The organism is Streptomyces sp. NPDC044064 (genome assembly GCF_056434245.1).
Genome location: NZ_JBWKFN010000009.1, coordinates 83,544 through 104,827 on the forward strand (window position 1 = coordinate 83,544; position 21,284 = coordinate 104,827).

A 21,284-nucleotide genomic window follows, 5' to 3' on the forward strand; every position below is an offset into this window, starting at 1 on the left:
CAGTGGCTCCGAGCGTGGACCAGGCCCTCCAGGAGTGGGCCAGCCGGGCGAGCGATGAAGAACTGGACGCCGGACCCCGCCTGGAGAACCTCGGCGGAGCAGACGCCGTCCTGGCTGGGGCGGACACGCTGGCCGCCGGGCCTCAACTGCCCTACCTTCTCACCGCTCTGGCCCACGACCTCGACACTATCCCGGCCGACCACGCCGCTCCCCTGCTCGCGGCTGCGGCCCGGGGCCTGCGCCACCCTCACTCGGCGTGGGTCCTCGCCGACGCGCTCGACGTCGTGTGCACCCGGCCGCAGCTGGCCGCCCGCCTGGGCAACCGAACGGTACGAGATCTGGCCACGCTTGCCGAGGACGCGCTCGCCGGCGACTGCGGCGCCGCGCTAGCCCAGCCGGCGATCGCCGGCCTGCTGCGCCTGGCGGTAGCGGGTGGCTCCCCGCACCGTCTGCTCGCGCTGCTCGCCGAGATCACCGGCAGTGAGCCTGCCGAGGCCCTGGAACGGCTGCCGATCCTGATCGGCATCGCCCGCGACCACTTCGCCGACACCGACCACCTCCTCGACGTCCTCAGCGCGCTGGAGAATCAGCCCGACCTGAACCCGGCGACCCGAGCCGACGCGAGCTTCGAACTTGCCCTGGCCGACGAGCGAACAGCTCTGGAGGCCGCCGACCGCACCACCGCCGACGAGCAACTGCGGCGAGCCCTGATGCGATTCGCCGAGCTCGACCGCACCCACGAGGCACGCCTGGACGCCCGCGCCCACGCCGCCGCCATCGAAGCCGTCCTCGCCTTCGCCGACCTCGAACAGAACCCGACGGGTGACAACAGCGCCCGGCAACGGCTCACCGACGCAGCCGACCAGCTGGACACCACGACCGCGCACCTCGCCGCCTGGACCGGCCGCATGCACCAGCTCGACTGGCTCAGCGCCCGCGGCCTGACCCAAAGCGCCTGGTCGAAGCTCGTCACCACCCTCAATGCCGCACAGACACACCTGGACCAGCCCAGCTGGTACAACCCCGCCGACGCCCTGAGCGACCTCCTGCAGATCTACCTCGCCAGCCGCAGCATCCACGCCCCCGCCAATGACTCCCCAGGGCTCACGGCACTGATCAGCCCGGCCGTGGAGGCGCCGTTCGTGCGCAGCCAAGGCCTGCTGCACCAGCTGGAGCAAGCCCTCTCCCACGACCCCCAGTTCACCGATCATCCGGACGCCCAAACGCTGTACGACGCTGTGCGCCAACGGCGCCAGCAGTCGGCTGGTGAAGCGGCACGGCAGGAGGCGGTGCCGGGAAAAGCCCTGGAGGGCCGTCCCGCGCTTGCCGCGCTCTTTCAGTCTGACGCCACTGGCCTGCGCGACGACCTCGACCCTCACCAGCTCGACCGGCTCGAGCAGCTCGCGCACCAACTCGCCAGGGGCTACACCCCCACCGGCAACGCCCGCGTGGACACCCACCTGGAGACCCTGCTCGACATCCTGAAGACCAGCCCGGCCTGGAAGCCGAGCGACAGCCACTACTTCACCCCCCTGCTGGAGCACTTCCTGCGTTTCCTCTACGACCGATTCGACGCCCAAGCCAACCTCTACGGTGAGCGCACCGTCTACCTCGGGCCGGCGCGCAAGGACGCCGACGGCACCGTCGTCCCCTGGAATGAGAAGAACCTTCAGGACGACTTCCACCAGCACCTCAGTCCTCTCTTCCCACCAGGCACCGTGGAGCGGGAGAAGTGGGACGTCGCCGGCGGGCGCGCCGACGTCATCTACACTCCGGAGCCCGGCAGCCGTTTCGTCGCCGAAATCAAGTGGCGCACCACGCAGTGGAAGACCCAGCAAACCGTCGAGCGGGACTACCTCGCCCAGGCTGCGAACTACACCGCCACTGGACCGCCTTTCGCTCTACTCCTCGTCGGCGACGCCAGCGACCACTCCGGTGGCTACCGCGACATCGAAGACAGCATCTGGATCATCAGGCACGCCCGTAGTGCCACCGAAATCCCCCGCCTGATCGTGGCCGGCGTCCTCCCGACCTCACGTCCGACCCCGCACTCCCTGCGCCTACGGCGCTCGGCCGGGCAAGCGGGTCGGTGACACTGCAGCACTTTCATCAACATCGGGCACAGCAACGCAAAGAGCGAGGCCATCGATCGCGTGATCGAGAAGGGAGCGGCCCTCCTCATCGAGCTATCCGGGTCCGATGAGCGGGAGATCGTGCGAAGGCGGGATGGCGGGCAGACCTTCAGAACCATCGCGGTCGTCCTCGGCCACGACGTCGCGGTCGTGCACCGCTTACGACTAATCCCTCGGCCCGCCCAACGGGCAATGCCCGTTGGGCCCGCCCGCCTGACGACCCCCTCACGTCGTTGGGGCCCGTCGCGCGATCTCTGGTCTCGGCAGAGGCCCTGCCCGCGCCAGCCTGGGCACGGCTGGAACGTCGTTCCCCACCGGAGGCCGGTCCGTTGGGACACTGCTTCCTGATCCTCGTCTCCAACCCACACAATGAAGGACTGTTCATGCGTGCCTCCTCCGCCTCCGGCCAGTCGTCCACACGGATCGAGCTGACGGGTGCCCCCGACCAGATCAGCCGCCTTGTCGCCTTGATCGGCAGTATCGGGGAGATCGTGTTCGACACCCGCTCCCAGCCCGATCCGCGTGGCCTGGTCACAGCCCTGGTCCAAGTCCGCGCTCATGGTCCGGAAACGCCGGTTCCCACACGCGCGGCCGCGGTCACCGTGCAGGCGGTCCTCGACGTGGACACCGGCACCTGGCCTGGCCTGCCTGCGGCTCCAAGCGTTGAACGGCTTGAGGCCACGACGACCGCGGCGTTGCGCATCCTTCCTGGCGTGCAGGAAGCACGCAGCCGGGTGATCTCCGTCCTGCCGCTCCCCGCGGTGACGGCCAAGGACGGGAGCGGGGGCCGTGACGGGGTTGGCTGAGGCTCGACTACCAGAAGCAGGGCTGTCCTTGTGGAAGGCCAGTTACAAGTACGACCTCGGTAGCTCCTGGTCAGGGCAACGCCTGATCGCGATGGTGGGAGGGGACATGGCCGGGCACTTGGACTTCTTCGTGCATCCTGACGGACAGGCCTTGTCCGTTTTCCTGCTCGAGGTGTCGCCCGCCCACCGCGGCCAGGGCTTGGCCTCGGTTCTCATGGATGCCCTCTACGCCTCCTACCCCACCGCCTGGATCGATCACGGCACCCGACGTGAGCCGGACGGCATTGTGTGGTGGGACCGCTACAGCGAGCCAGCTCCCGAGCGCAACATCCACAATCGCCCGCCTCAGGAGTGGGCCGAGTACTTCGATGCCCGGCACGTCATGGCCGACAAAGCCGACAACGCCGCCCGCAACCGCACCACGGGCGTACGCGGGCACCGCGATGCCGAGTACCGCTACGGCGAGCGCACCGAGGCCGAAGCCCAGCAGTACGCCAAGCACTTCCGCGAGGCCACCACCAGCTACACCGATCCGACCGCCCAGCCGTTGTACGGCAGCCAGTTGCTGTATCTGCCGCCCGGGCTACACCGCTTCGTCCACGACGACACCCGTGCCATCGCTGCGCGGGCCGACGCCCTGCTGCAGCACATCCGGCATGGAAACCTTCCGCGCGCGGGCACGGTCGAGGACTTCACCGGCTTCTGGAACACCACCCTCGGCGCCGCTCTTGCCGACGCAGCCCATGCCGAGGCCTTCCAACTCGACAGGCCTCCCCGGCCTTCCACCCATGTCGCCTTCCACGCTCTGCCCCTCGACGGCGACACGGTGCCGGGGTACATCGCAGCTGGCAGCCATGTGTACTACACCGATGCGGCCGACATCCCTGTGCGGCTGAGTGGTCTGTCCTGGCGCACACCCATCCGCTCGTGGAACCTGCACAGCGCCGCTTTCCACACGCCTGTGGCGGCGTCGCTTCCACCTCTGGGCCCGCTCGACGCCACCCCCGAGTACCGGGCTCGCTACGACGAGCTCGGGGAGTTGCGCCCCGCCGCTCCGGCTCCTGTCCCCCAGGCTGGACCAGCTCATGCCGCTCAGGGAGAGCGGATCCGCGCCCTGGCCGACAGGCTCATCCAGGAAGTCGCCGAGCGCATTGCCCAGCCGTCGCCTCCGGCAATAGCGACCGAGGCTCCCGCTACGCCCCAGCAGGCACAGCAGGCACAGCAGGCGATGGAGCACCTGCGGACGAGCGGGCGCGCATCAGGCCCCCAGGCGCGGTGACAGGGCACGATGGTCGCCAGCGACCTGCCCGCGCTTAGAACCTGCGCGCTTCCGACCGGGCAGCCCACGGCGTTGGTGTGCGCGGCCGTGCTGGTCGGCGCGGGCCTGCTGGCCCCGGCGTCCGCTCCGCTGCGGAGCGTTCACATTCCAACGCAGCGGCGACATCGGATCGCCCCGCCGGACATACCAAGTGAGAGCCTGAGCGCTGCTATATTCCGCTGCCGGCAGGTTGGATCACAGGGGGTACACATGAACGCGGTCCGACGCACGGTGTGTGCCGTGGCAATAACCATGTCACTGGGCGTCACGGCTGCGTGTGGCGGGTCTGGGGCGAAGGTCCACTCCGTGGTGTCGCATTCCGAGGGACAGCCGAAGGGCAAGGCTGCGAGACTCGACCCCAGGACGCAGGCCGTGGTCCTGAGCGAGAAGCAGCTCAAGGTGGTCGCCTTCTCCGACACAGAGTTCCCGCTGCTCAAACGCGCGCCTAGGAACGACCACACAGGTGTGCTGAGCACCAGGTACAAGGCGGATGCGGGCGGCCCCGAGTGCACGACCTTCCTCAACGCCCAACTAACGAGCGGCTCCTACTATCACGGGCTGCACGAGGTCGACAGGGGATACACCCTCACCACCACTGACCGTACGGTCCAGTTGGTGAGCACGGCGATCAGTTACTCCAGTGCCCGGGAGGCTGAGCGAGTCATCAACGACGCCCGGACGTCCATCAGGCACTGCTCTAACCTTCGCTACCGGCTCCACAGCTACACCTTCTCCTTCGAGGAGATAGCCAGTCTGCCGATCCCGCGCACAGGCGACGACTCCACAGCGTTCCAGGAATCGTGGAGACTGAATGGCGGCAAGGCCCAGCCATGGGCTACGGAGCTGATTCGCGTGGGCACCGTCGTGGTCAGCGTAAACGCGATAGGCAGTTCCGACCCGATCGGGCTGCTCCGGCAGACGGGGAAGCGAGCGGCGGCCGAGCTCCGCCACGAAGAGGCACGCGCCGCAGATGCTCCCGCGCGGCAGACCGGTTGACGCATGGCCTTCTACCCGATCAGTCGATCTGGGTGCGGAGGTCCTCGGCCAAGGCCACCCCTACCGGGAGGCCCCGCTGTGGAAGCCGCACGAGCCCGTCACCACCAGCGACGCTGGAATTCACTCCAGTCGCTGGAGACGTCCTCCGTAAGCCGGTAACCGATGTCGTCGGAGTAGTGCGGGAGGGCGTCCTGCCCCAAACAAGCCCTCAACTTGCTCGCCCGCAACCCGCGCGCCCAGGATCCATCAGAGCTGTGTACAACAGCGCGGCTCGGCACGTGACCTCCTCCCCTCCGACAGCGCCGGCCTCCCGGCGCGGGACACAGCTCAGGGCCAGAACCAGATACGAGGCAGGGGACAGTCCGTGAACAGCGTGAAGATGGAGCCTGATCCGTGAGAAGGCGCGATTCAGATCGCGGGGTCGGGTGACCACGCACGCCTGCCCTCCATCACCGCGGGTGGCCGACGGCGCCTCCGGCCGCGCGGCTGCCCCCGTCGCCTCACAGCGAGGTCACGCCAGGGGCTCTCTGCAGCTGACACCGCAGTGAGTGGCAGTCGATAGGGTGAGGCCATGACCGAGCCCATGCCGACCCACGAAGCGGTGGCGGAGGTGACGGAGTGGCTGCTCAGTGCCTACCAGTCACAGGATCCATCCGCGATCGCCAGCGCAATGGCGGCGCCGGTACTGCGGGAGCTGGACCAGCAGCAGCGCGGTTTGGGCAACATCCACCTGGCCTTTGCCTTTGCCCGGCTTCTGTCGCGGGAGTGTCCCGCAGCCGCTCGTGATGTAAAGCGCGTTCCGAGGCTTCACCTTCTCGTGGGGAGTGGTACGGAACTGCCAGGCGACCTGGAGGCTTACACGGCGGTGCGCGAGGAGATCGGTCTACCTGCCTCCAAGGCAGAGGCGAAGTCTTCCAACGCCCGGTTCGCAGAGGGGATACCTCTGGCTCAGCAGTTCATGCGTATCTGGACGTTGAGCCCTCAAGCCGTGCCGGAGTTCGTGCAGGCTCAAGCGGCGCGTTCGCCGGTGATGGTTGATGCCGTGTGGGGCGTTCTGTTCGAGGCATGTGCCACGATTCGCACCGCCACGGCAGGACCCGTGCCGTAGGAGCAGCAATCGGTGCCCGGCGAGACCCTGCCTGGCACCAAGGCCTCGCATCGGCGGACCAGGACGCCACCGACGCCGCCCCCAGATGAGGCGGCCTCGGTTGGGTTAACGGCGACGTCGCCGTCCGGCGGAGACATCCGTTGCGGTCCTGCCCGGCCACCGCTCGACCGAGTGATCCTGGGCCACCGCGTCACCGGGGGCTGTCCGAGCACCTAGTGCGGCGTCCGTTCAGCGCCCAATAGCTTGCCCATCCAACACGCGCCGGTCACTCATCTGCCATGTTAAGAAGTCGAGTTGAGGGAGCCGCATTCGAACGGGCACAGGTAGCGGGTTGCGCCTGATGGAAGAGGCAGCTCGCTCATGTGGGGCTCCTCGCCAGGGCACATCGGGCCCGCGCCATTGAGGTCCGGATGGTCCTTGAACATCAGACGCGCGCTCTCGCGGGCTGCTTCCTCCGCCGCGCTCCGACCCGCAACCACTACATTCGGAGCCGCTTCGCGGGCCAGCCGCAACGCCTCCTGCAACTCGTAGGCGGACGCGCTGAACCAGGACGGATCCTCGGGCACGAACCACGTTCCGTCAGCCGCAAGGCAGTGCAGCTCTGGCTTGACCTCGCCCACTTCGCAGTGTTCGCGGTAGACGATCCGCTTGCCGTGTCCGTGGCTGGCGACGTGCACGATGTACCAGCGTCCGTTGGCGCTCTCACGCGGGACGAGCGTGATCTCGTAGTGGGTGGCTCGACCCTGCGGCTCGCTCATGCGGTCTTCTCCTCACTGCTCATCGGGCGCGGCGCGAGCCTGCCCACGGTCGGCGGCCTCTTCCGCTCCACCCCCAGTGCACGGGCCCGACGGCGGAACCCTTCGGGCGTGAGTCCGGTCCAGGCGGCGAGCCGGCGCAGCCTGAATCAGCAAAGGCCCCAACTGCGAGAGCACCCCGGCGCAGTGACCCCCGTGTTCACCCGGCCGGGCGGGGCGTAGCCCCGCGGCCGCCATCGAACGGCCCGGTGGTCCGGGCTGGTCGAGCTCTGGTCGGCGCGTGCTCAGGCTGTGTTTGGCCCGGTAGCCACCATGCCGGGGGCTGCGGGGTGTCGTCATCCCACTGGTACAGCGTTTCGTCGTCCTGGTGCTCGCCACTGTGGTCGCGCCACCGTGTGCAGTACTGCCGTCCCTCGTCGAGAACGACGTGCATCGACGGGCAGCGGTCCTTCCCCCGAAACCGCACCCGCAGCTCGTCGATGGCGATGGTGGCCGGCTCCACGGTCCAGTCCGCGGCCTCCAGCGTGGCCACCAGGATCCGCACCGCCTCCAAGGAGACGTTCGGCTCCAGCCGCACGTAGCCACCACGGCGTACGTCCTGGTCGATCGACGATCCCGAGATCGTGTACGGGTACTCGTGCAAGGCCCTGACCGTCAGGTGCGTCAGCCACTCGTGGGTCTCCACCAGGGCGTACCCGGTGCGCCGCGGCACACCACGGCGGTCGGGGTACTCGTGCAGCCGGTTGACGTCGACCTCGCGCTCACGGCGGCCGGTGGCAGCGTCCGCGATCAGCACACGCCGGCCGCCCGGGCGCACGATCCGCACATACCTGGCCGTCTCCTCCGGCTGCCCACAGGGCGCGTACACCTGCCCGCGCTTGAGGTGGTGCGTCACGACAACTCCCTGGGCTCGTAGGGCGATCCAACGACTGTATTCGTTGCCGCAGGGGGCGCCTCTCCGGAACGCGGTGCATGGCTCAGAAGCCACCGGCGGCGCGCCGTCGGTGCCACCTTTTGGCCGCAGCCCCGCACAGCCCGGCGCCGGTAGTCGCCGACCACAGGACCCAACGAGAAGGACGGCCATGCCGTGTCGGGGTGACCGCCTTGCTCGTCGTACGGCCGGGTGCCATCGGGATGTGCTGCGGCCGGCCCGTCAGTGACGCGGCTCGGCGCCGCTCGCGCGCCTCTCCTCCAGTACTTCGTCCAGGGTGTCGAGCTCGACGGCGGCGGCCTCCATACGGGCCTGGTCCTCCTCGTCCAGCACCACCTTGGAGACGAGCCGGTACACCCGCCGCGCCCCCTCCCGCGCTTCCTCGACCTCCTCGAGCGTCTTGCCCTCGACCGACCGGCGGGCCTGCCGGGCAAGCATGGCCTTATGCGCCGGGGTGAGGAAATCGGAAACCTCAAACGTCGGGAACTCGACCAGGTCGGCCCCGCAGGCCTGCCGCCACCGGTCCAGCTCCTGCTGGTGGGAGCCGGTCGCGGTGGCGGCCGCCACCGCCTCGGCCTCGGCCGGTTTTCGGCTGCATCCCGTAGCGTTCGGTGAGCGTCAGCGGCCACGCCGGGCCCTCGGTGCGCGGCGTGTGCCGGTCGGCCGTGTGGAAGTCCAGCGGGCCGGTGTAGGTCCAGACGGTGCCGGCCGCGTCGCGCACCTGGTCGTGGTCCGTCAGCATCTCGTAGGGGCTGCACAGGAGTTCGACCGCCATCGGGTCCGCGGACCACGGGTGCAGCAGCAGACGCTGGTCGGTGCCGTCACGGGTGGTCCCCAGGGTCTCGTTGACGCCGTACGGCAGGACGGCGACCAGCACGTGGGAGTCGGCGGGCGGGCGGCCCGCCTCCCGGTCGGCGGCGTACCAGGTGGCGTCGGTGTAGGAGACGTGCACGGCCGGAACTGGCGAGCAGGATGCAGTGACGTCGCTGTCGATGCAGAGCACCTGGGGCCGTGGGCACTCCGTCCGGTCACGGGCCGGTTCAGAGCTGGGCCGGGCCGAGGCGAACAACGGCCATCAACCAGCACTGTATCCAACACATCGCGCCTACACGGGCAGCATCCATGGACCCGGTGAGGCAACGCGCAGGCCACCCCAGCCCCGCGCCCTTACAGAGCGATCCGCCCGGTCAGCGACCATTCGAGGTACGTGGCCAGGTTCGGAGCCACCCAGGTGCGGCTGTCATCCTCGTGATTCCAGGCAAAGACATCGAGCCGGTCGAGGCCGGGCAGGAGCGCGAAGAGGTCTCCGTTTCCCGCGTCCGCGAAGAACAGCAGCGGATCGAAGGGCATGTAGAGCATGGCGAGCTGCTCATCCCTGCGAAGGGTGGTGTTCTCAGTGGCGATCCGCTCGGCCGGCCAGATGAGACCCTCCCCGTACTCGCCCTCGATGCCGTTGCTTTCCCGAAGGAGAGCGGCAAGGTCCGCCGGCAGCGGATGCCCGAGCGCGGTGGCGCAGTTGAGCAGCGATGCCTCGGGGGCCGGCGGCTGGACGACTGCCGGACCGGGCAGGGCGGTGACCAGTTCGGTCCACACGGCTGGAACGACCTCCACGAGACTGTCCGGCGATCGAGTGTTCAAGCGGCCCCGCCGCCGTGCGCTGGAGCCTCCTGTGTAGCGCGAGGCCCGACTCTACCCAGTCGGACGGCAAGTCCGATTGTCGGCGGCCCGCCACCGGCTTAGGATCCGCACCCGTGGCAGACATTCCCGAAAACCTGATCGAGCTGGAGCGAGCCGCCGAGACGGAGCGTGCCCGCATGGCCGGTCTCTCCGGCGAGGAGTACGACGCGCAGTGGCGCCGCTGGCGGGAGGCGTCGGAAGCAGCGCAGGCGGCGATCACCGCTCACGCCGAGGAAACCGGGGCCAACCGCTATGAGCTGGAGCAGTCGGTGAAGAAGGCGGTACGGCACGCTGAGGAGGGTCCGGCAGAGTAGCGGATGCGCCCCAGCACCCCCGGGCCTCGCCCCTGCCCATGTACGGGTTCGCCGATGGGCGTGCGTGACCAGTCCATCGCCGTCACCTCGCCCTCGCCCACTGGCCGAGCAATCGGCCCAACAGCGCAAGCCTTGCCAGCTCCCTGAGCCGGGCGGGCACATGCCGCTACCGGTCCGGCGGCGTCAGCGAACTCAAATCCCGGGAACACGGCCCAGGGTCCCGCATGATCACTGTGTGAGACGTGTACCGAAGCGGGCCGGACTGCTCTACGTCGTCCTCGTTGGGGCTTTCCTGACGTGGTACATCGCACGCCACCACAAGGTCGATGTTCTGGTCACCGTAGTCTCCGCGTTCACTGCCCTGCTCGCGCTGCCCGCTGCAGTAGTCGCCGTGCTCCGCTCCGGCAGGACCGGGCCGGTGCCCGCCCGTCTGGGGGACATGGCTGACCAGCTCGCCCAGGGGGTACGCCAGCAGTGGGAGGCCGAGGCTCGGTTGCGCCGCCTGAACGACCCTCTCCCGCTGCCGGTCGCATGGGAGGCGGCCGACACGGACCTCGTCGAATCGTGGACGCAGCTGACGGAGCTGGCCGAGGACTGGCCCGGCCAGTGCCCCGGAGTCGACTCCGCGTGGGCTGCCGGCCCGGCAGGGCTGGCCGGCAAGGGGGGAGAGCTCGCCGAGGTCTTCGAGCGCGTCCCCACCCGCCGCCTGGTGGTCCTCGGTGAACCCGGTGCGGGCAAGACCTTGCTGCTGATCCGCCTCGTGCTGGGCCTGCTCGAGCACCGCCCGCCCGGCGGTCCCGTCCCGGTCCTCTTCCCCCTGGCTTCCTGGGACCCGGCCCGGCAGGACCTGTACACGTGGATGGCCGACGAACTCGCCCAAGACCACCCCGCTCTACGCGCCCTCGCCCCCGCCGACCCCCCACAGGCCGGCACCGGCACCCGGGCGCGTGCCCTGCTGGCGCAGCGGCTGATCCTGCCCATCCTCGACGGCCTGGACGAACTCCCCGAAAATCTGCGGGCCCGGGCCCTGCACGCCATCAACCAGGCACTTCCGGCGCGGCAGCCCCTGGTGCTCTCCAGCCGCACCACCGAGTACCGAAGCGCCCTGACCACACCGGCAGGGGCGACCGTGCTCCTCAACGGAGCCACCGGCATCCGCCTCCTCTCGCTGGATCCCGCGAAGGCGGCCGCCTATCTGGAACGCGACGCCGGAGGTCCCGGCACCAAGGCCGCAAACCGCTGGAACCGCGTCACCGCTGCACTGGTCACCGACACGCCTGTCGCTCAGGCGCTGAGCACCCCGCTCGGCCTGTTCCTGGCCCGCACCATCTACAACCCCCGCCCCGACGAACACCTCTCAGACCTATCCGGCCTGTCCGACCCCGACGAACTCCTCGACCAGACCCGCTTCCCCACTCGCCAGGACATCGACACCCACCTGTTCACCGCCTTCATCCCCGCCGCCTACCGCCCCCACCCCGACCAGCCCCCACCTTGGAACGCCCAACAGGCCCAGCGCACCCTGACCTTCCTCGCCGACCACCTCCAAAGCCACCTCAAAGGCACCCCCAATATCGCCTGGTGGCAACTCCCCCGCGCTCTCCCCCACGGACGGGCGCTCATGGCGCTCACGGCTGGGCTCATGGCCGGGCTCGCGATCGGTCTCGTGAGCAGGGGCGAGAGCGGGCTCGGGGTCGGGTATGGGCTCGTGGCGGGGCTCTTGTCCGCAGCAGCGACTGCAGTGATCACCTCGTCCGCAAGAGACAGCCCGAGTTCGGGAATCCGCTGGAGCTGGCAAGGGAAATCCTGGGGCACGTGCGGGCTCACGCTGTGGCTCGCCTTCGGGATTGTGTTCGGGATCGTGTTCGGGATTCTCGGCGGGCCCCGGGTGGGGCTCCTGTTCGGGCTCGTCGGCGGGCTCCCGTTCGGGCTCCTGGGTGGGCTCAGGTCCGTGCACCCTGACCTGGACAAAGCAGTGGGACCAGGCACGGTCCTGGCCCAGGACCGGCGCACCTTCTCGGCCCTCACACTCGCAGGCGGAATCACGGGCACGCTCACGATTGCCTTCGTGGCCGCGCTCGGGCGTCCCTTCGGGATCTGGTCCGACCTCGGACTAGCGATCGCGTACGCGCTCGCGTTCGGGCTCCCGGTCGGCCTCATGCTCGGACTCGCCCGCTCGGTGTGGATGCAGTTCCTGGTGGCACGGACCGCACTGGCTGCAACGGGACGCGTGCCCTGGCGCTTCATGAGCTTCCTGGCGGACGCCCACGAACGACGCGGGGTACTACGCCAAGCGGGAGCCGTCTACCAGTTCCGCCACCTCGACCTCCAACGCCACCTCGCACAACGCGCGGGGGTCCGGGGGCCGGCCGCCCGGCGCGGCAAGGACGTCGGGGGACCCCTCAGTGGGCACCAGTGGGCACCACGGCCCTGATAGTCCGACGCCCGGCGGCACCAGTCACAGGCGTTTCGGAATTGGTCTGAACGCGGCGAAACTCCGGTCCTACTGTCGGTGCTCCCCGCTAGGGTTCTGGCATGCCACGTCCCCAACCGGCCGCCCTGTGGGCCGAGCTGAACGCCCGCCAGCAGATGTACCTCACGGCCATCTACCACACTGACCAGAACGCGGAGGCGAACCAGAAGGGCGGCGCGTTCGACTGGGGCCACGGCCCGCCGGCCATCGAATGGCGATGGCAGACGTTCAGCATCAAAGCCTCGACGGAGCTCGTGGGCCGCACCGCCATCCAGTACGAACTCCGCCGCCAGGACGAGCACGACCAAGGCGCCGGATCATCCCTCGCCGCGCTGCGCCGTCGCGCGCTGATCGAGGTGACGGAGGACTACGTCCATCTCCTCATTGGCATGGTGCCCCGCGTGCGGGTGAAGCTGACCACTCTCGGCCGCGCCACGGCCCGCGCAGGCCTCGGGCACACCGCGCCGAAGTCGCCGCCCCGCGGCCTGCTCTCCGCATGGCGGTAGCACCCGTACGAGGAACGTGCGCCCTCCGAAAAAGCCCGCCTCTTCCTCGAACGTTCAACTACCCGTAGGGCCCTGGCTGCCACTTGGCCGTCGTGCCGAGATGCACCAGCTTTGCCGCGGTGAGACTCTGATGATACGGGGCATTTCGAAGCCCTCGTCCGCGACGCGGTGCCCGCTCATTGAGCCGGGCTCTGATTTCCGCGAGGTTCGAAACATGAAGCTTGGATACGTCACAGCCGCCGCTCTGCTGTCCGCCGTTCCATTCGCTGCCACGTCACAGCCCGCTGCCGCCCTCGAAACAACGCACATCGTCACTCTCACAGCGACGATGAGGACATTCGCCTGCTGCGATTTCTTGACAGAGAAAAGCTATGAGGAGAATGCAACTCTCCACTCGACAATCAATCTGACGGATAGCAAGCGGCACCGTGAAAAGAAGTTCGAGTTGTGTGCCGGCGAGGAGGCCCGAGGTGTTCTGCGAGTCACTGCGGATCTGTTGACCTCCGGCGAGGTCCAGATATCCCCGTGGCTGACCCTGTACGAGGGAACGAGCTGCTTGAGCACTGACGACGAAGGTAGGTCGGATTTCGCTGCCCGGAACCTCAAGTCCGGGAGAGGGTCTATGACCTGGGAAATGAACGTAGCGAACACCGAGTTCCACTCGGCCGACACAGCGTTCGCGAAGCTCACGGTCACACACAACATCTGGCCGTGACCTGCATGGCAAGCAGTGCTCCACGACAAGTGGACGAGAGAAGCTCGAAGAACATCCCAAGGAGACAGAACACCCTGGCCACGGAGGTAAGGACTCAGCAGAGCTCAGAGGAACTGTGAAGTCGGCCCGGGGCGCGGTTCCGGTCTTTCGACCGGTCCGTTTCCCCGGACCGCTTCCCGCACCCGGCGTGCCCGTTTCCGGGCACCGGGCGCTCCACAAGCCCTGTCATGGGCTTCCGTGGGTCCTCATCCCGTGACCGGCCAGGGAGTTGGGATCTTCGCTCCCCGGTATCGATAGCGTGTCGTGCCTACCTTCCCCGGGTTGAACAGTGATCGTTCCTCCGAGGCCGGCCACCACACACCGCCCTTGTAGTAGCGGCGGCGCAGGTCCTTCCAACTGGACCGGCGGTGTTTGCGGCGCAGCCATCGACCGACCTGTTGCCATGTGTAGAAGCTCAGGTAGCCGAAGGCGGCGCTGGACACGCCGGGGCGGAAGTAGACGCACCAGCCCTTGAGCGCCGGGTTGAGCTGGCGCAACAGGGCGTCGAGCGGCTGGCTCGTGTCCACCTGTCGGCAGATTGTCCTGACCTTGCCCGTCACAGCCTGGACGGCCTTGCGTGCAGGGTAGGTGTAGACGTACTGCTTGGACGTGCCTCGCTTGCGGTGGCGCTGGATGCGCCAGCCGAGGAAGTCGAGGCCCCCGTCGATGTGGGTGATCAGGGTTTTCTCCGGTGACAGGCGTAGGCCCATCGTAGAGAGGACACCGGCGATCTCCTCGCGCAGGGCTTCAGCGTCAGCTTGGGTGCCTGAGACGACCAGGCACCAGTCGTCCGCGTACCGGATGAGCCGGTAGTTGGGCAGACCTTTACGACGACGCTTGGCCCGCTCACTCGCACTGACTCCGGGGCCTCCCGGGGCTTGGGCGATGTGCTCGTCCAGGACCGAGAGGGCCACGTTGCTCAGCAGCGGCGAGAGGATCGAACCCTGCGGGGTTCCGGCGCTGGTCTCTCGCAGCACGCGGTCCTCACCGAGGATGCCCGCTTTGAGGAACGCCTTCACCAGTGCCAGGACGCGTTTGTCCCCAACTCGCCTACGCACCCGGTCCATCAGGGCCGGGTGCGAGATTTCGTCGAAGCAGGCTTTGATGTCGCCCTCAACGACCCACTCATAAGAGCGGGACGTCATGTGACGCACCTCGGCCACGGCGTCATGAGCACGACGGTTCGGGCGGAACCCGTAGGAGCACGGGAGGAACTCCGCCTCGAAAATCGGCTCCAGCACCAGCTTCAAGGATGCCTGGACCACCCGGTCGGTCACGGTGGCGATCCCCAGACGACGCAGCTTGCCGCCCGCCTTGGGGATCATCCGTTCCCGCACCGGCAGCGGCTGGAAACTACGGTCCTTGATCTGCGACCGCAGCCCGTCGAGGAAGTCCTCGACGCCCTGCCCGGCCTCGACGGAACGGGCTGTGCGCCCGTCCACCCCGGCCGTGCGTGCACCCTTGTTGCCCCGCACCCGATCCCACGCCACCAGAAGGAAGGCGGGATCGGCGACGAGATTGAAGAGGTCATCGAACCTGCGATGAGGATCATCACGGGCCCAACAGTGCAGCTTGGTCTGGATCTTCAGTACCTTGCGCTCCGCCTGATACGCGGCGTGCTCAAGCTCGTCGGTATTCACCGGCGATAGCCTCCTGACCTTCCAGTAACTTCGTCTGCTGGCTTGCTGGCCCCCTTGGCCCTGCGACCGGTTCTCCCGGTCTCCTTGGTGGGTCGTTAGTCCCACGACTACTACGGGGCCTCCGCCCCATCCGACAGCCCTCGGTCGACAACGGACCTGCCCGCCGCCGGACTGGCTGTCCAGCGGGAAGGGCGACTGCGGATGGTTCCCACGTTCACCACGAAATCGATCAAGGAGGGAGGTGCCCACCTATACCCCGGCAGCCTCGCCATGCCTACGCCGCAGGCTTTCAACATGGCCTCCCCACCAGACCCGCGATCCGGCTTCGGAGTTGAACGCCACCCAAACGAGCGACGGTCACGCGCTGCATCTCGACCCGTATCCGTCAGGTTTGAGTCGAGTGCGACAGTTACAGGGCTTCGGACAGTGGTTCCTCGCGTACACCTTCTCCTCGCTGCTAGCCGGACCCGGGTCATCTGACAGTTCCGACCCGTCCCGTACGTTGTCGGGGCTGCTCTCACCGTTGTGCGCGTTTCCGCACTTCGGCTGCCCCCAGCTTCACCGGCCAGCTGCGACTGACCGGCGGTGAGGTCCTTTCACCCTCACTCGATTTCATGGCGCCTCGTGGCGCACCGCGGGATGTCGCACACCACCCCCGGCCCACGGCTCGCCCGCAGCCACCACGGCACGGCCTGCCCCCACCCGAGGGAACGCCTGCGCATCCTTGATCACTCGCTGTGTACCCTCTCCTCTCACACCCAAGGGGAGGGATCATGCAAAGCAGAACGGCCAGAACGGTCAGAGCCGCATGGGCGCTGGCGGGCGGGGCCGCGGCTCTGACGCTGCTCACGGCAACCGGGGCCCACGCGGAGGGCAAGGGAGACATCCGGGTCACGGACGCCGTCGTCAACGGCGGGAAGAACGTCATCATCGGCACGTCCCAGCGGGTCACCTACCCGATCGCCATCACCATCCGGGACAACTCGGGCGTGAAGGGACTGTCGCACGTCAGCGTCTTCAACAAGAGCAACGGTTGGGGGTTCAGCGACTGGACCAGTACCAAGTGCGTGAAGAAGAACTCCACCACCTCGGTGTGCACGGCCACGATGACGGTCGCCCCGCAGTGGCTCCCGGGCAGCCTGCCCGAGGACGTCGACCACACCGCGGGCGTCTGGCAGGTCAATGCCACCGTCAAGGCGAACGACGGTGACTACTGGATCGCCGACGACATCGCCGAGTTCAAGATGAAGCGCGCCTCCAAGCTCACCACGGACGCCTCACCCGAGCCCGTTGCCAAGGGCTCTGCGCTGACCGTCTCCGGCAAGCTGACCCGGGCGAACTGGGAGGACCTGAAGTACTACGGTTTCACCGGGCAGAACGTGAAGCTCCAGTTCAAGGCGGCCGGCGCAGCCCATTACCGCACGGTGAAGACGGTGCGGACGGGCGCCTCCGGGAAGCTCAGCACGAAGGTCACTGCCACCTCGGCTGGCAGCTGGCGCTGGTACTTCCCCGGTACGACGACGACCGCGCGGGTCGTGTCGGCCGGTGACGCGGTGAAACTGAAGTAGACGCTACGACGACACTCGTAGCCCGGGCCTCAGCCGCCGCCCTCGTTCGGCCTGCTGAACAACCTGATGCGCGTACATGACGCAAGGCTCCTCAGAACCTCGGCGCCCACAAGAACCTGGGGTGCCGTCGGCGGCCAGACCGCTTCCCGGGGCAGGGCCTCGTGCAGGCGGCGGGCGCAGGCCATTGCGGTGTCCGAGGCCCGTCTATCTCGCCCCATGCGGTAGCTCGACGCCTGAGCGGGGCAGCATCTGCCAATCATCTGCTCGCCAGTGAAGGGTCGTCATGAGTTCCATCCACCGCGCCGTCCCGCCCGTGCTGCTCACCTGCCTGCTGCTGGCCGGCTGTGCTCCTGGGCCGCACTCCGGCTCGGACACCTCCGGCAAGGGCCAGAACACAGCGGCCGGCCCGTCGGGGACAGCGGTTCCCGCGGCTTCCCCGGGGCAGCAGATCCCGGTCGGTGCCGGCCCCCAGAAGACGTACACGGTGCAACAGCAGCCGGCGGCGGGCAGCTGCCACTACCGGACCGAGAACGGCGAGCCGCTGCAGGACCCCAAGTGCACGCCGGGGGCGATCTCCCCGGCGGTCACCCAGTCGAACCTGACGTCCACGATCTGCCGCAAGGGCGGCTACACCGGCGACATCCGGCCTCCCGAGTCGGTCACCCGCAAGGAAAAGCAACTGAACGCCGCCTCCTACGGCTACACCAGCAGTCTGTCGGATGCCGAGTACGACCACCTGATCAGCCTCCAACTCGGGGGCGACCCCAATGACTACCGCAACCTGTGGGTCGAACCCGCCGACCCAGGACACACACCAGGCTCCGGGGTCAACAACAAAAAGGACCGAGTGGAGACGAAGCTGCACACCGCGGTCTGCAACGGCAAAATCAGCCTCGCCGCCGCCCAGCAGGCCATCGCCAACGACTGGACCACAGCGCTCAGCAAGCTGAGCCTCGGCTAGACCGCCGCCGTGAACGGAGGACGGCACAGCGCAGTCCCGCCCGAGGCCGCCTGCAACTGTCCGCATCTCGCGCCAGCGCGGTTGAGCCGCTGGGGGAGTTGCGCATGCCCAAAACGGCCGAGGACGGAATTCGCCGCGCGTGACGTCACGCGGTTCCGCCGTCCTGTTCGTGTCATCGAAGTCTGGCCACCGCTGGGGGCTTGTGGATCAGGCTGCGTACCCTGGGGTTCCATGCCCCGCAATCCGAAGAAGGCCCGTCGGCTGATTGCCGACGGGCGCGCGTATCTGTGGACGCTCCGTCACAGCCACATGGTGACGGACGGCAGCCGGTCATGCTGCCAGACCCTCACGCTGTACCCGCAGCCAGCCAGCACTGGCGGCCCACTGCGCATCGTCTTCACCCAGGGCCCAGGCCGGTACGTCCCAGGCGGGGCTCCCCTGGGTTCTGGAGACGTGGGGTACGTTCGGGGTGCCGACCTGAACCTGCACGAACCCGGCGCCGTCCGAGCCCTGCTCGACGTGGCGTCGACCCGCGGGTGGCAGCCGGAGGGGCGGAGGATGGTGGAGATCGACGGCTGGTCCCTGCTGGACGCGGCAGCCGCCGCGCGGGCCGCGGCCACCGGCCCCGCGGGGCCGACTTAGGCGGCTCGGCAGTCACTGCAGGCTCAAGGCTCGCTCAAATCAGGCGTATCCCCCCGGGCAGCAGGCGCACACTCCCTGACAGGCACAAGCGCTTATGGGGAGAACGCGCATGAAGACCTTGCTCACTTTCATCCGGGACATCGTCTCCGGCCGTCGGCTTCTTGCGAAGTACGGCGACCCCGAGGCCCACCGTCGCCATGACCGAGATGCCGGCCTCGCCCGCCACTACGTTCCGGCACAGCAGTTCCCCGCGTCAGGGCTCGGCGGGTAATCAGGGCAGTGACCGCGCGGTTGCCTCCTGTGAGGCAACCGCGGTCCCGTTCGGGACACGCCCCGCGTTCCGCCTTCATAGGCTGTCTTTATGGAGTCGTCTGCCCCCGCCGAGGTCCTGCTGCTCGTCACCGTCAGCACGGTGCCCGGGACCGATCCGAATGTCCTGGGCCAGCAGCTCGCCGACGCCGTGGTTCACCTGCCGGTACCGGCAGCGGCGGTGATCGGCACTGGCGAAGTCCCCGCGGACATCCGCGAACGCACCCGGGAACTCGCCGAGCGCCAGGGAATGGCCGATGGTGCCGCAGACCTGGCGATGTACTTCGCCCGCCTCTGGCTGCGGCCCGGCACAGCACTGCCCGTGCACGCCATCAAGATCGCCATCGCCTGCCGACGCCTCTGGGAACAGCGCCTTCGCGGCGCCGACCGGTCGGGCATGACGGACGTGACCTGCTTGCCCGCCCCGAATCCGGACAACCGGCTCCACGGAGCCAAGTCCTGCACCTCGCGGGCGGCAACGACCAACGCCCCAGCAGGCCTCATCCCGGATGCCGTATGAGCTAGCCCTGCCCCAGGCGGTGGCTGTGATGTCCCGTGGCCGTCGGCGGGGTGCATGTGTTGCCAAAACCCCAAGCGTGCCCGCCCGTTCGGGAACTACGCTGCCGGGATGGCGCGATCGCGGTGGGCTGCAGATGGACGCGCAGCCAATGGCCCAGCGGCCCGTTTGAGCAGGGCGGCGGCGATGCCCTGGTGGCGGGCGTGTTCGGCGACGGCCAGGCCGTGGATTTTGGCGATGAACATGCTCAGGGCCATGGCCTTTTCGGTGCCGTACCCGTTGTTCATGGCCATGTCGCGGTGTGAGGTGCCGGACAGGGGAGGATCTTGCCGGAGTCGAAACCGGGGGCCTCGGGGCCGCTGGTAAGGGTGCCGTTCACGCCCTCGACGGGGCCGCGGCCGTACTCCGGCGATGATGCGCGCCCCCTGGGCCGACTGCCTCCGGCCAGTCGCTCACACGCCCGCCCGCGACATCGGGGAAACGGCTCTTACCTGGTGTTTTCCTGGGACTCGTCTAGCCTGGGAGGTTCTGCTGGACACCATCGGAGGGGACATCGTGAGCGAGGAAGCCACCAGGTACGACGCCAGCCACATCCAGGTATTGCAGGGGTGGGAAGCCGTTCGAAAGCGGCCCGGAATGTACATCGGCTCGACAAGTGAACGCGGCCTGCGCCACATGGTGTTCGAGGTCGCGGACCGGGCGGTGAACGAGGTTCTGGCTGGCCGCGCCGGTTCCGTTGACATCACGCTCACGCCCGACGGCGGCGTGTGTGTCGCCGACGACGGGCCGGGCGTTCCCATCGACGAGACGGGGGGCGCCGGCGGTCCCGGGCTCGAAGCCCTGCTCACCCAAATGCAGGTCGGGGCGGGAGCCGGAGGCCGCCATGACGTGACGCTCGGCTTCTGCGGTGTGGGGCCCGCCGTGGTCAATGCCCTGTCGCGGCGGATGACGGCCGAGGTGCGGCGCGAGGGAGTCCGCTGGGTGCAGGAGTACGCGCGCGGCGTGGCCGTCACCCCGCTCACCGAGGCGGGGACGGCGACCGGGAGCGGGACCACCATTGCCTTCTGGCCCGATGCCGACATCTTCGGAGCCGCGGAGTTCTCGTTCGACGGACTGGAGGAGCGCTTGAGGGAACTGGTCTTCCTGAACCAGGGCCTGGAGATCTCCCTGACCGACCTGCGCCGCCCGGATGAGTCCCATTCGGTGCGGCTCCGTTTCCCGGGCGGGGCGCGGGACTTCGTCGCCCTCCTCGACGGCCACGCGGCGGCGTCCGCCCCTATGGACACCATCTCCTTCGAGCGCGAGGACCCTCGGATGGCGGGGGTGATGGAGGTGGCCTTCCGCTGGTGCGGCTGCCCTGAGGAGCGGGTCCGGAGCTTTGCCAACAGTCGGCCCACCGTCGACGGCACACACGTGGTGGGCTTCCGCGACGGGATGACGGCCGCGGTCACCGCGTACGCGCGGAAACAGGGGCTGCTGGCAACCACGGACCCCGACTTTGACGCCGATCGGATCGGCGAGGGCCTGACGGCGGTCGTGTCGGTGAAGCTGGACCGTCCCGAGTTCGAGGGCTCCACACGCGCCGTGCTGGGCAACTCCGAAGTGCGCGACTGCGTCGGTCACGCCGTCCAGGACCACCTAGGCAGGTGGCTGAAGGAGCAACCGGAGCGGGCCGCAGCCGTCATCGACCGGATCATCCAGGGTGCCTGCCGGGACTGACCGACAACGGACCGCTTACAGTCTCCGACCGTGCCACGCGGCAGGTCCTGTACGGACCACCCCGACGAATGCCGGTACGCGGCTGAGGACTGCTGACGATCGCCATCGCGGGGCCCACAAGACTTCGACAGCGAGCCTCGTCACAGCCGTACGGACAC

General features: G+C 68.4%; 22 protein-coding genes. 15 read left to right on the forward strand and 7 right to left on the reverse strand.

Annotation, left to right across the window (positions count from 1 at the left end; all coding sequences use genetic code 11):
• Window positions 1–2: 2 nt before the first annotated feature.
• The 5 genes from AC07DS_RS16590 (at window position 3) to AC07DS_RS16610 (ending at window position 6,360) form a co-directional block, all read left to right on the forward strand.
• Window positions 3–2,093, forward strand: a complete 2,091-nt coding sequence (locus AC07DS_RS16590) for a hypothetical protein (protein WP_479145925.1) — start codon at window positions 3–5, stop codon at window positions 2,091–2,093.
• Window positions 2,094–2,515: 422 nt separating this feature from the next.
• Window positions 2,516–2,938 (forward strand): hypothetical protein, encoded by a 423-nt coding sequence (locus AC07DS_RS16595; RefSeq protein WP_479145927.1) that lies wholly within the window; start codon window positions 2,516–2,518, stop codon window positions 2,936–2,938.
• Entirely contained in the window at window positions 2,922–4,217 is a 1,296-nt protein-coding gene (locus tag AC07DS_RS16600) for a GNAT family N-acetyltransferase (protein ID WP_479145929.1), read from the forward strand. Before AC07DS_RS16595 ends, AC07DS_RS16600 begins: the two co-directional genes overlap by 17 nt.
• A 279-nt stretch (window positions 4,218–4,496) precedes the next feature.
• Window positions 4,497–5,252, forward strand: coding sequence for a sensor domain-containing protein (locus AC07DS_RS16605; protein ID WP_479145931.1), 756 nt, complete (start codon window positions 4,497–4,499; stop codon window positions 5,250–5,252).
• Window positions 5,253–5,823: 571 nt separating this feature from the next.
• On the forward strand, window positions 5,824–6,360 hold the full coding sequence (locus AC07DS_RS16610; RefSeq protein WP_479145933.1) for a hypothetical protein: 537 nt from the start codon (window positions 5,824–5,826) through the stop codon (window positions 6,358–6,360).
• Between the two features lie 281 nt (window positions 6,361–6,641).
• Here AC07DS_RS16610 and AC07DS_RS16615 read toward each other — a convergent pair whose 3' ends face one another.
• From AC07DS_RS16615 to AC07DS_RS16635, 5 genes are all read right to left on the reverse strand, one after another.
• Window positions 6,642–7,118, reverse strand: coding sequence for a hypothetical protein (locus AC07DS_RS16615; RefSeq protein WP_479145935.1), 477 nt, complete (start codon window positions 7,116–7,118; stop codon window positions 6,642–6,644).
• Window positions 7,119–7,314: 196 nt separating this feature from the next.
• A complete protein-coding gene (locus AC07DS_RS16620; RefSeq protein ID WP_479145937.1) occupies window positions 7,315–8,010 on the reverse strand; it encodes a hypothetical protein in 696 nt (231 codons plus the stop codon).
• 258 nt (window positions 8,011–8,268) lie between these two features.
• Window positions 8,269–8,484: a hypothetical protein gene (locus tag AC07DS_RS16625; RefSeq protein ID WP_479145939.1), complete on the reverse strand. Its 216-nt coding sequence runs from the start codon at window positions 8,482–8,484 to the stop codon at window positions 8,269–8,271.
• A gap of 34 nt (window positions 8,485–8,518) precedes the next feature.
• The gene (locus AC07DS_RS16630) at window positions 8,519–8,998 is read right to left on the reverse strand and encodes a hypothetical protein (protein ID WP_479145941.1); all 480 of its coding nucleotides are present in this window, start codon (window positions 8,996–8,998) and stop codon (window positions 8,519–8,521) included.
• A gap of 215 nt (window positions 8,999–9,213) precedes the next feature.
• On the reverse strand, window positions 9,214–9,657 hold the full coding sequence (locus AC07DS_RS16635) for an SMI1/KNR4 family protein (RefSeq protein ID WP_479145942.1): 444 nt from the start codon (window positions 9,655–9,657) through the stop codon (window positions 9,214–9,216).
• A 140-nt stretch (window positions 9,658–9,797) separates the two neighbouring features.
• Between AC07DS_RS16635 and AC07DS_RS16640 the strand changes: the two genes are divergently transcribed.
• From AC07DS_RS16640 to AC07DS_RS16655, 4 genes are all read left to right on the forward strand, one after another.
• The gene (locus AC07DS_RS16640) at window positions 9,798–10,037 is read left to right on the forward strand and encodes a hypothetical protein (protein ID WP_479145943.1); all 240 of its coding nucleotides are present in this window, start codon (window positions 9,798–9,800) and stop codon (window positions 10,035–10,037) included.
• Between the two features lie 235 nt (window positions 10,038–10,272).
• Complete coding sequence (locus AC07DS_RS16645) at window positions 10,273–12,471, forward strand: NACHT domain-containing protein (RefSeq protein ID WP_479145945.1); 2,199 nt, start codon at window positions 10,273–10,275, stop codon at window positions 12,469–12,471.
• A gap of 101 nt (window positions 12,472–12,572) precedes the next feature.
• The gene (locus AC07DS_RS16650) at window positions 12,573–13,016 is read left to right on the forward strand and encodes a hypothetical protein (protein WP_479145947.1); all 444 of its coding nucleotides are present in this window, start codon (window positions 12,573–12,575) and stop codon (window positions 13,014–13,016) included.
• Window positions 13,017–13,230: 214 nt separating this feature from the next.
• Window positions 13,231–13,731, forward strand: a complete 501-nt coding sequence (locus AC07DS_RS16655) for a hypothetical protein (RefSeq protein WP_479145949.1) — start codon at window positions 13,231–13,233, stop codon at window positions 13,729–13,731.
• Between the two features lie 245 nt (window positions 13,732–13,976).
• On the opposite strand, the gene ltrA is transcribed toward AC07DS_RS16655, so the two are convergent.
• Window positions 13,977–15,410, reverse strand: coding sequence for a group II intron reverse transcriptase/maturase (gene ltrA / locus AC07DS_RS16660; RefSeq protein WP_479145950.1), 1,434 nt, complete (start codon window positions 15,408–15,410; stop codon window positions 13,977–13,979).
• Between the two features lie 773 nt (window positions 15,411–16,183).
• Here ltrA and AC07DS_RS16665 point away from each other — a divergent pair.
• The 5 genes from AC07DS_RS16665 to AC07DS_RS16685 all read left to right on the forward strand — a co-directional run bounded on the left by AC07DS_RS16665 (window position 16,184) and on the right by AC07DS_RS16685 (window position 19,410).
• The gene (locus AC07DS_RS16665; protein ID WP_479145952.1) at window positions 16,184–16,978 is read left to right on the forward strand and encodes a hypothetical protein; all 795 of its coding nucleotides are present in this window, start codon (window positions 16,184–16,186) and stop codon (window positions 16,976–16,978) included.
• 283 nt (window positions 16,979–17,261) lie between these two features.
• The gene (locus tag AC07DS_RS16670; protein ID WP_479145954.1) at window positions 17,262–17,939 is read left to right on the forward strand and encodes a hypothetical protein; all 678 of its coding nucleotides are present in this window, start codon (window positions 17,262–17,264) and stop codon (window positions 17,937–17,939) included.
• A 231-nt stretch (window positions 17,940–18,170) separates the two neighbouring features.
• Window positions 18,171–18,581 carry a hypothetical protein gene (locus AC07DS_RS16675; protein ID WP_479145955.1) on the forward strand — a complete coding sequence of 137 codons (411 nt, stop codon included), beginning with the start codon at window positions 18,171–18,173 and terminating at the stop codon, window positions 18,579–18,581.
• Window positions 18,582–18,690: 109 nt separating this feature from the next.
• Window positions 18,691–18,852, forward strand: coding sequence for a hypothetical protein (locus AC07DS_RS16680; protein WP_479145957.1), 162 nt, complete (start codon window positions 18,691–18,693; stop codon window positions 18,850–18,852).
• A 90-nt stretch (window positions 18,853–18,942) separates the two neighbouring features.
• Entirely contained in the window at window positions 18,943–19,410 is a 468-nt protein-coding gene (locus AC07DS_RS16685; protein ID WP_479145959.1) for a hypothetical protein, read from the forward strand.
• A 95-nt stretch (window positions 19,411–19,505) separates the two neighbouring features.
• Here the strand turns inward: AC07DS_RS16685 and AC07DS_RS16690 are convergent, their stop codons facing one another.
• Window positions 19,506–19,700 carry a hypothetical protein gene (locus AC07DS_RS16690; protein WP_479145961.1) on the reverse strand — a complete coding sequence of 65 codons (195 nt, stop codon included), beginning with the start codon at window positions 19,698–19,700 and terminating at the stop codon, window positions 19,506–19,508.
• A gap of 118 nt (window positions 19,701–19,818) precedes the next feature.
• Between AC07DS_RS16690 and AC07DS_RS16695 the strand changes: the two genes are divergently transcribed.
• Entirely contained in the window at window positions 19,819–21,126 is a 1,308-nt protein-coding gene (locus tag AC07DS_RS16695) for an ATP-binding protein (RefSeq protein ID WP_479145963.1), read from the forward strand.
• Window positions 21,127–21,284 lie beyond the last annotated feature (158 nt).

Coding starts and splice junctions, on each gene's coding strand:
- AC07DS_RS16595 (WP_479145927.1), top strand. CDS start 2,516: ATGCGTGCCTCCTCCGCCTCCGGCCAGTCGTCCACACGGATCGAGCTG.
- AC07DS_RS16610 (WP_479145933.1), top strand. CDS start 5,824: ATGACCGAGCCCATGCCGACCCACGAAGCGGTGGCGGAGGTGACGGAG.
- AC07DS_RS16615 (WP_479145935.1), bottom strand. CDS start 7,118: ATGAGCGAGCCGCAGGGTCGAGCCACCCACTACGAGATCACGCTCGTC.
- AC07DS_RS16625 (WP_479145939.1), bottom strand. CDS start 8,484: ATGCTTGCCCGGCAGGCCCGCCGGTCGGTCGAGGGCAAGACGCTCGAG.
- AC07DS_RS16650 (WP_479145947.1), top strand. CDS start 12,573: ATGCCACGTCCCCAACCGGCCGCCCTGTGGGCCGAGCTGAACGCCCGC.
- AC07DS_RS16655 (WP_479145949.1), top strand. CDS start 13,231: ATGAAGCTTGGATACGTCACAGCCGCCGCTCTGCTGTCCGCCGTTCCA.
- AC07DS_RS16665 (WP_479145952.1), top strand. CDS start 16,184: ATGCAAAGCAGAACGGCCAGAACGGTCAGAGCCGCATGGGCGCTGGCG.
- AC07DS_RS16670 (WP_479145954.1), top strand. CDS start 17,262: ATGAGTTCCATCCACCGCGCCGTCCCGCCCGTGCTGCTCACCTGCCTG.
- AC07DS_RS16675 (WP_479145955.1), top strand. CDS start 18,171: ATGCCCCGCAATCCGAAGAAGGCCCGTCGGCTGATTGCCGACGGGCGC.
- AC07DS_RS16680 (WP_479145957.1), top strand. CDS start 18,691: ATGAAGACCTTGCTCACTTTCATCCGGGACATCGTCTCCGGCCGTCGG.
- AC07DS_RS16685 (WP_479145959.1), top strand. CDS start 18,943: ATGGAGTCGTCTGCCCCCGCCGAGGTCCTGCTGCTCGTCACCGTCAGC.
- AC07DS_RS16690 (WP_479145961.1), bottom strand. CDS start 19,700: ATGGCCATGAACAACGGGTACGGCACCGAAAAGGCCATGGCCCTGAGC.
- AC07DS_RS16695 (WP_479145963.1), top strand. CDS start 19,819: ATGATGCGCGCCCCCTGGGCCGACTGCCTCCGGCCAGTCGCTCACACG.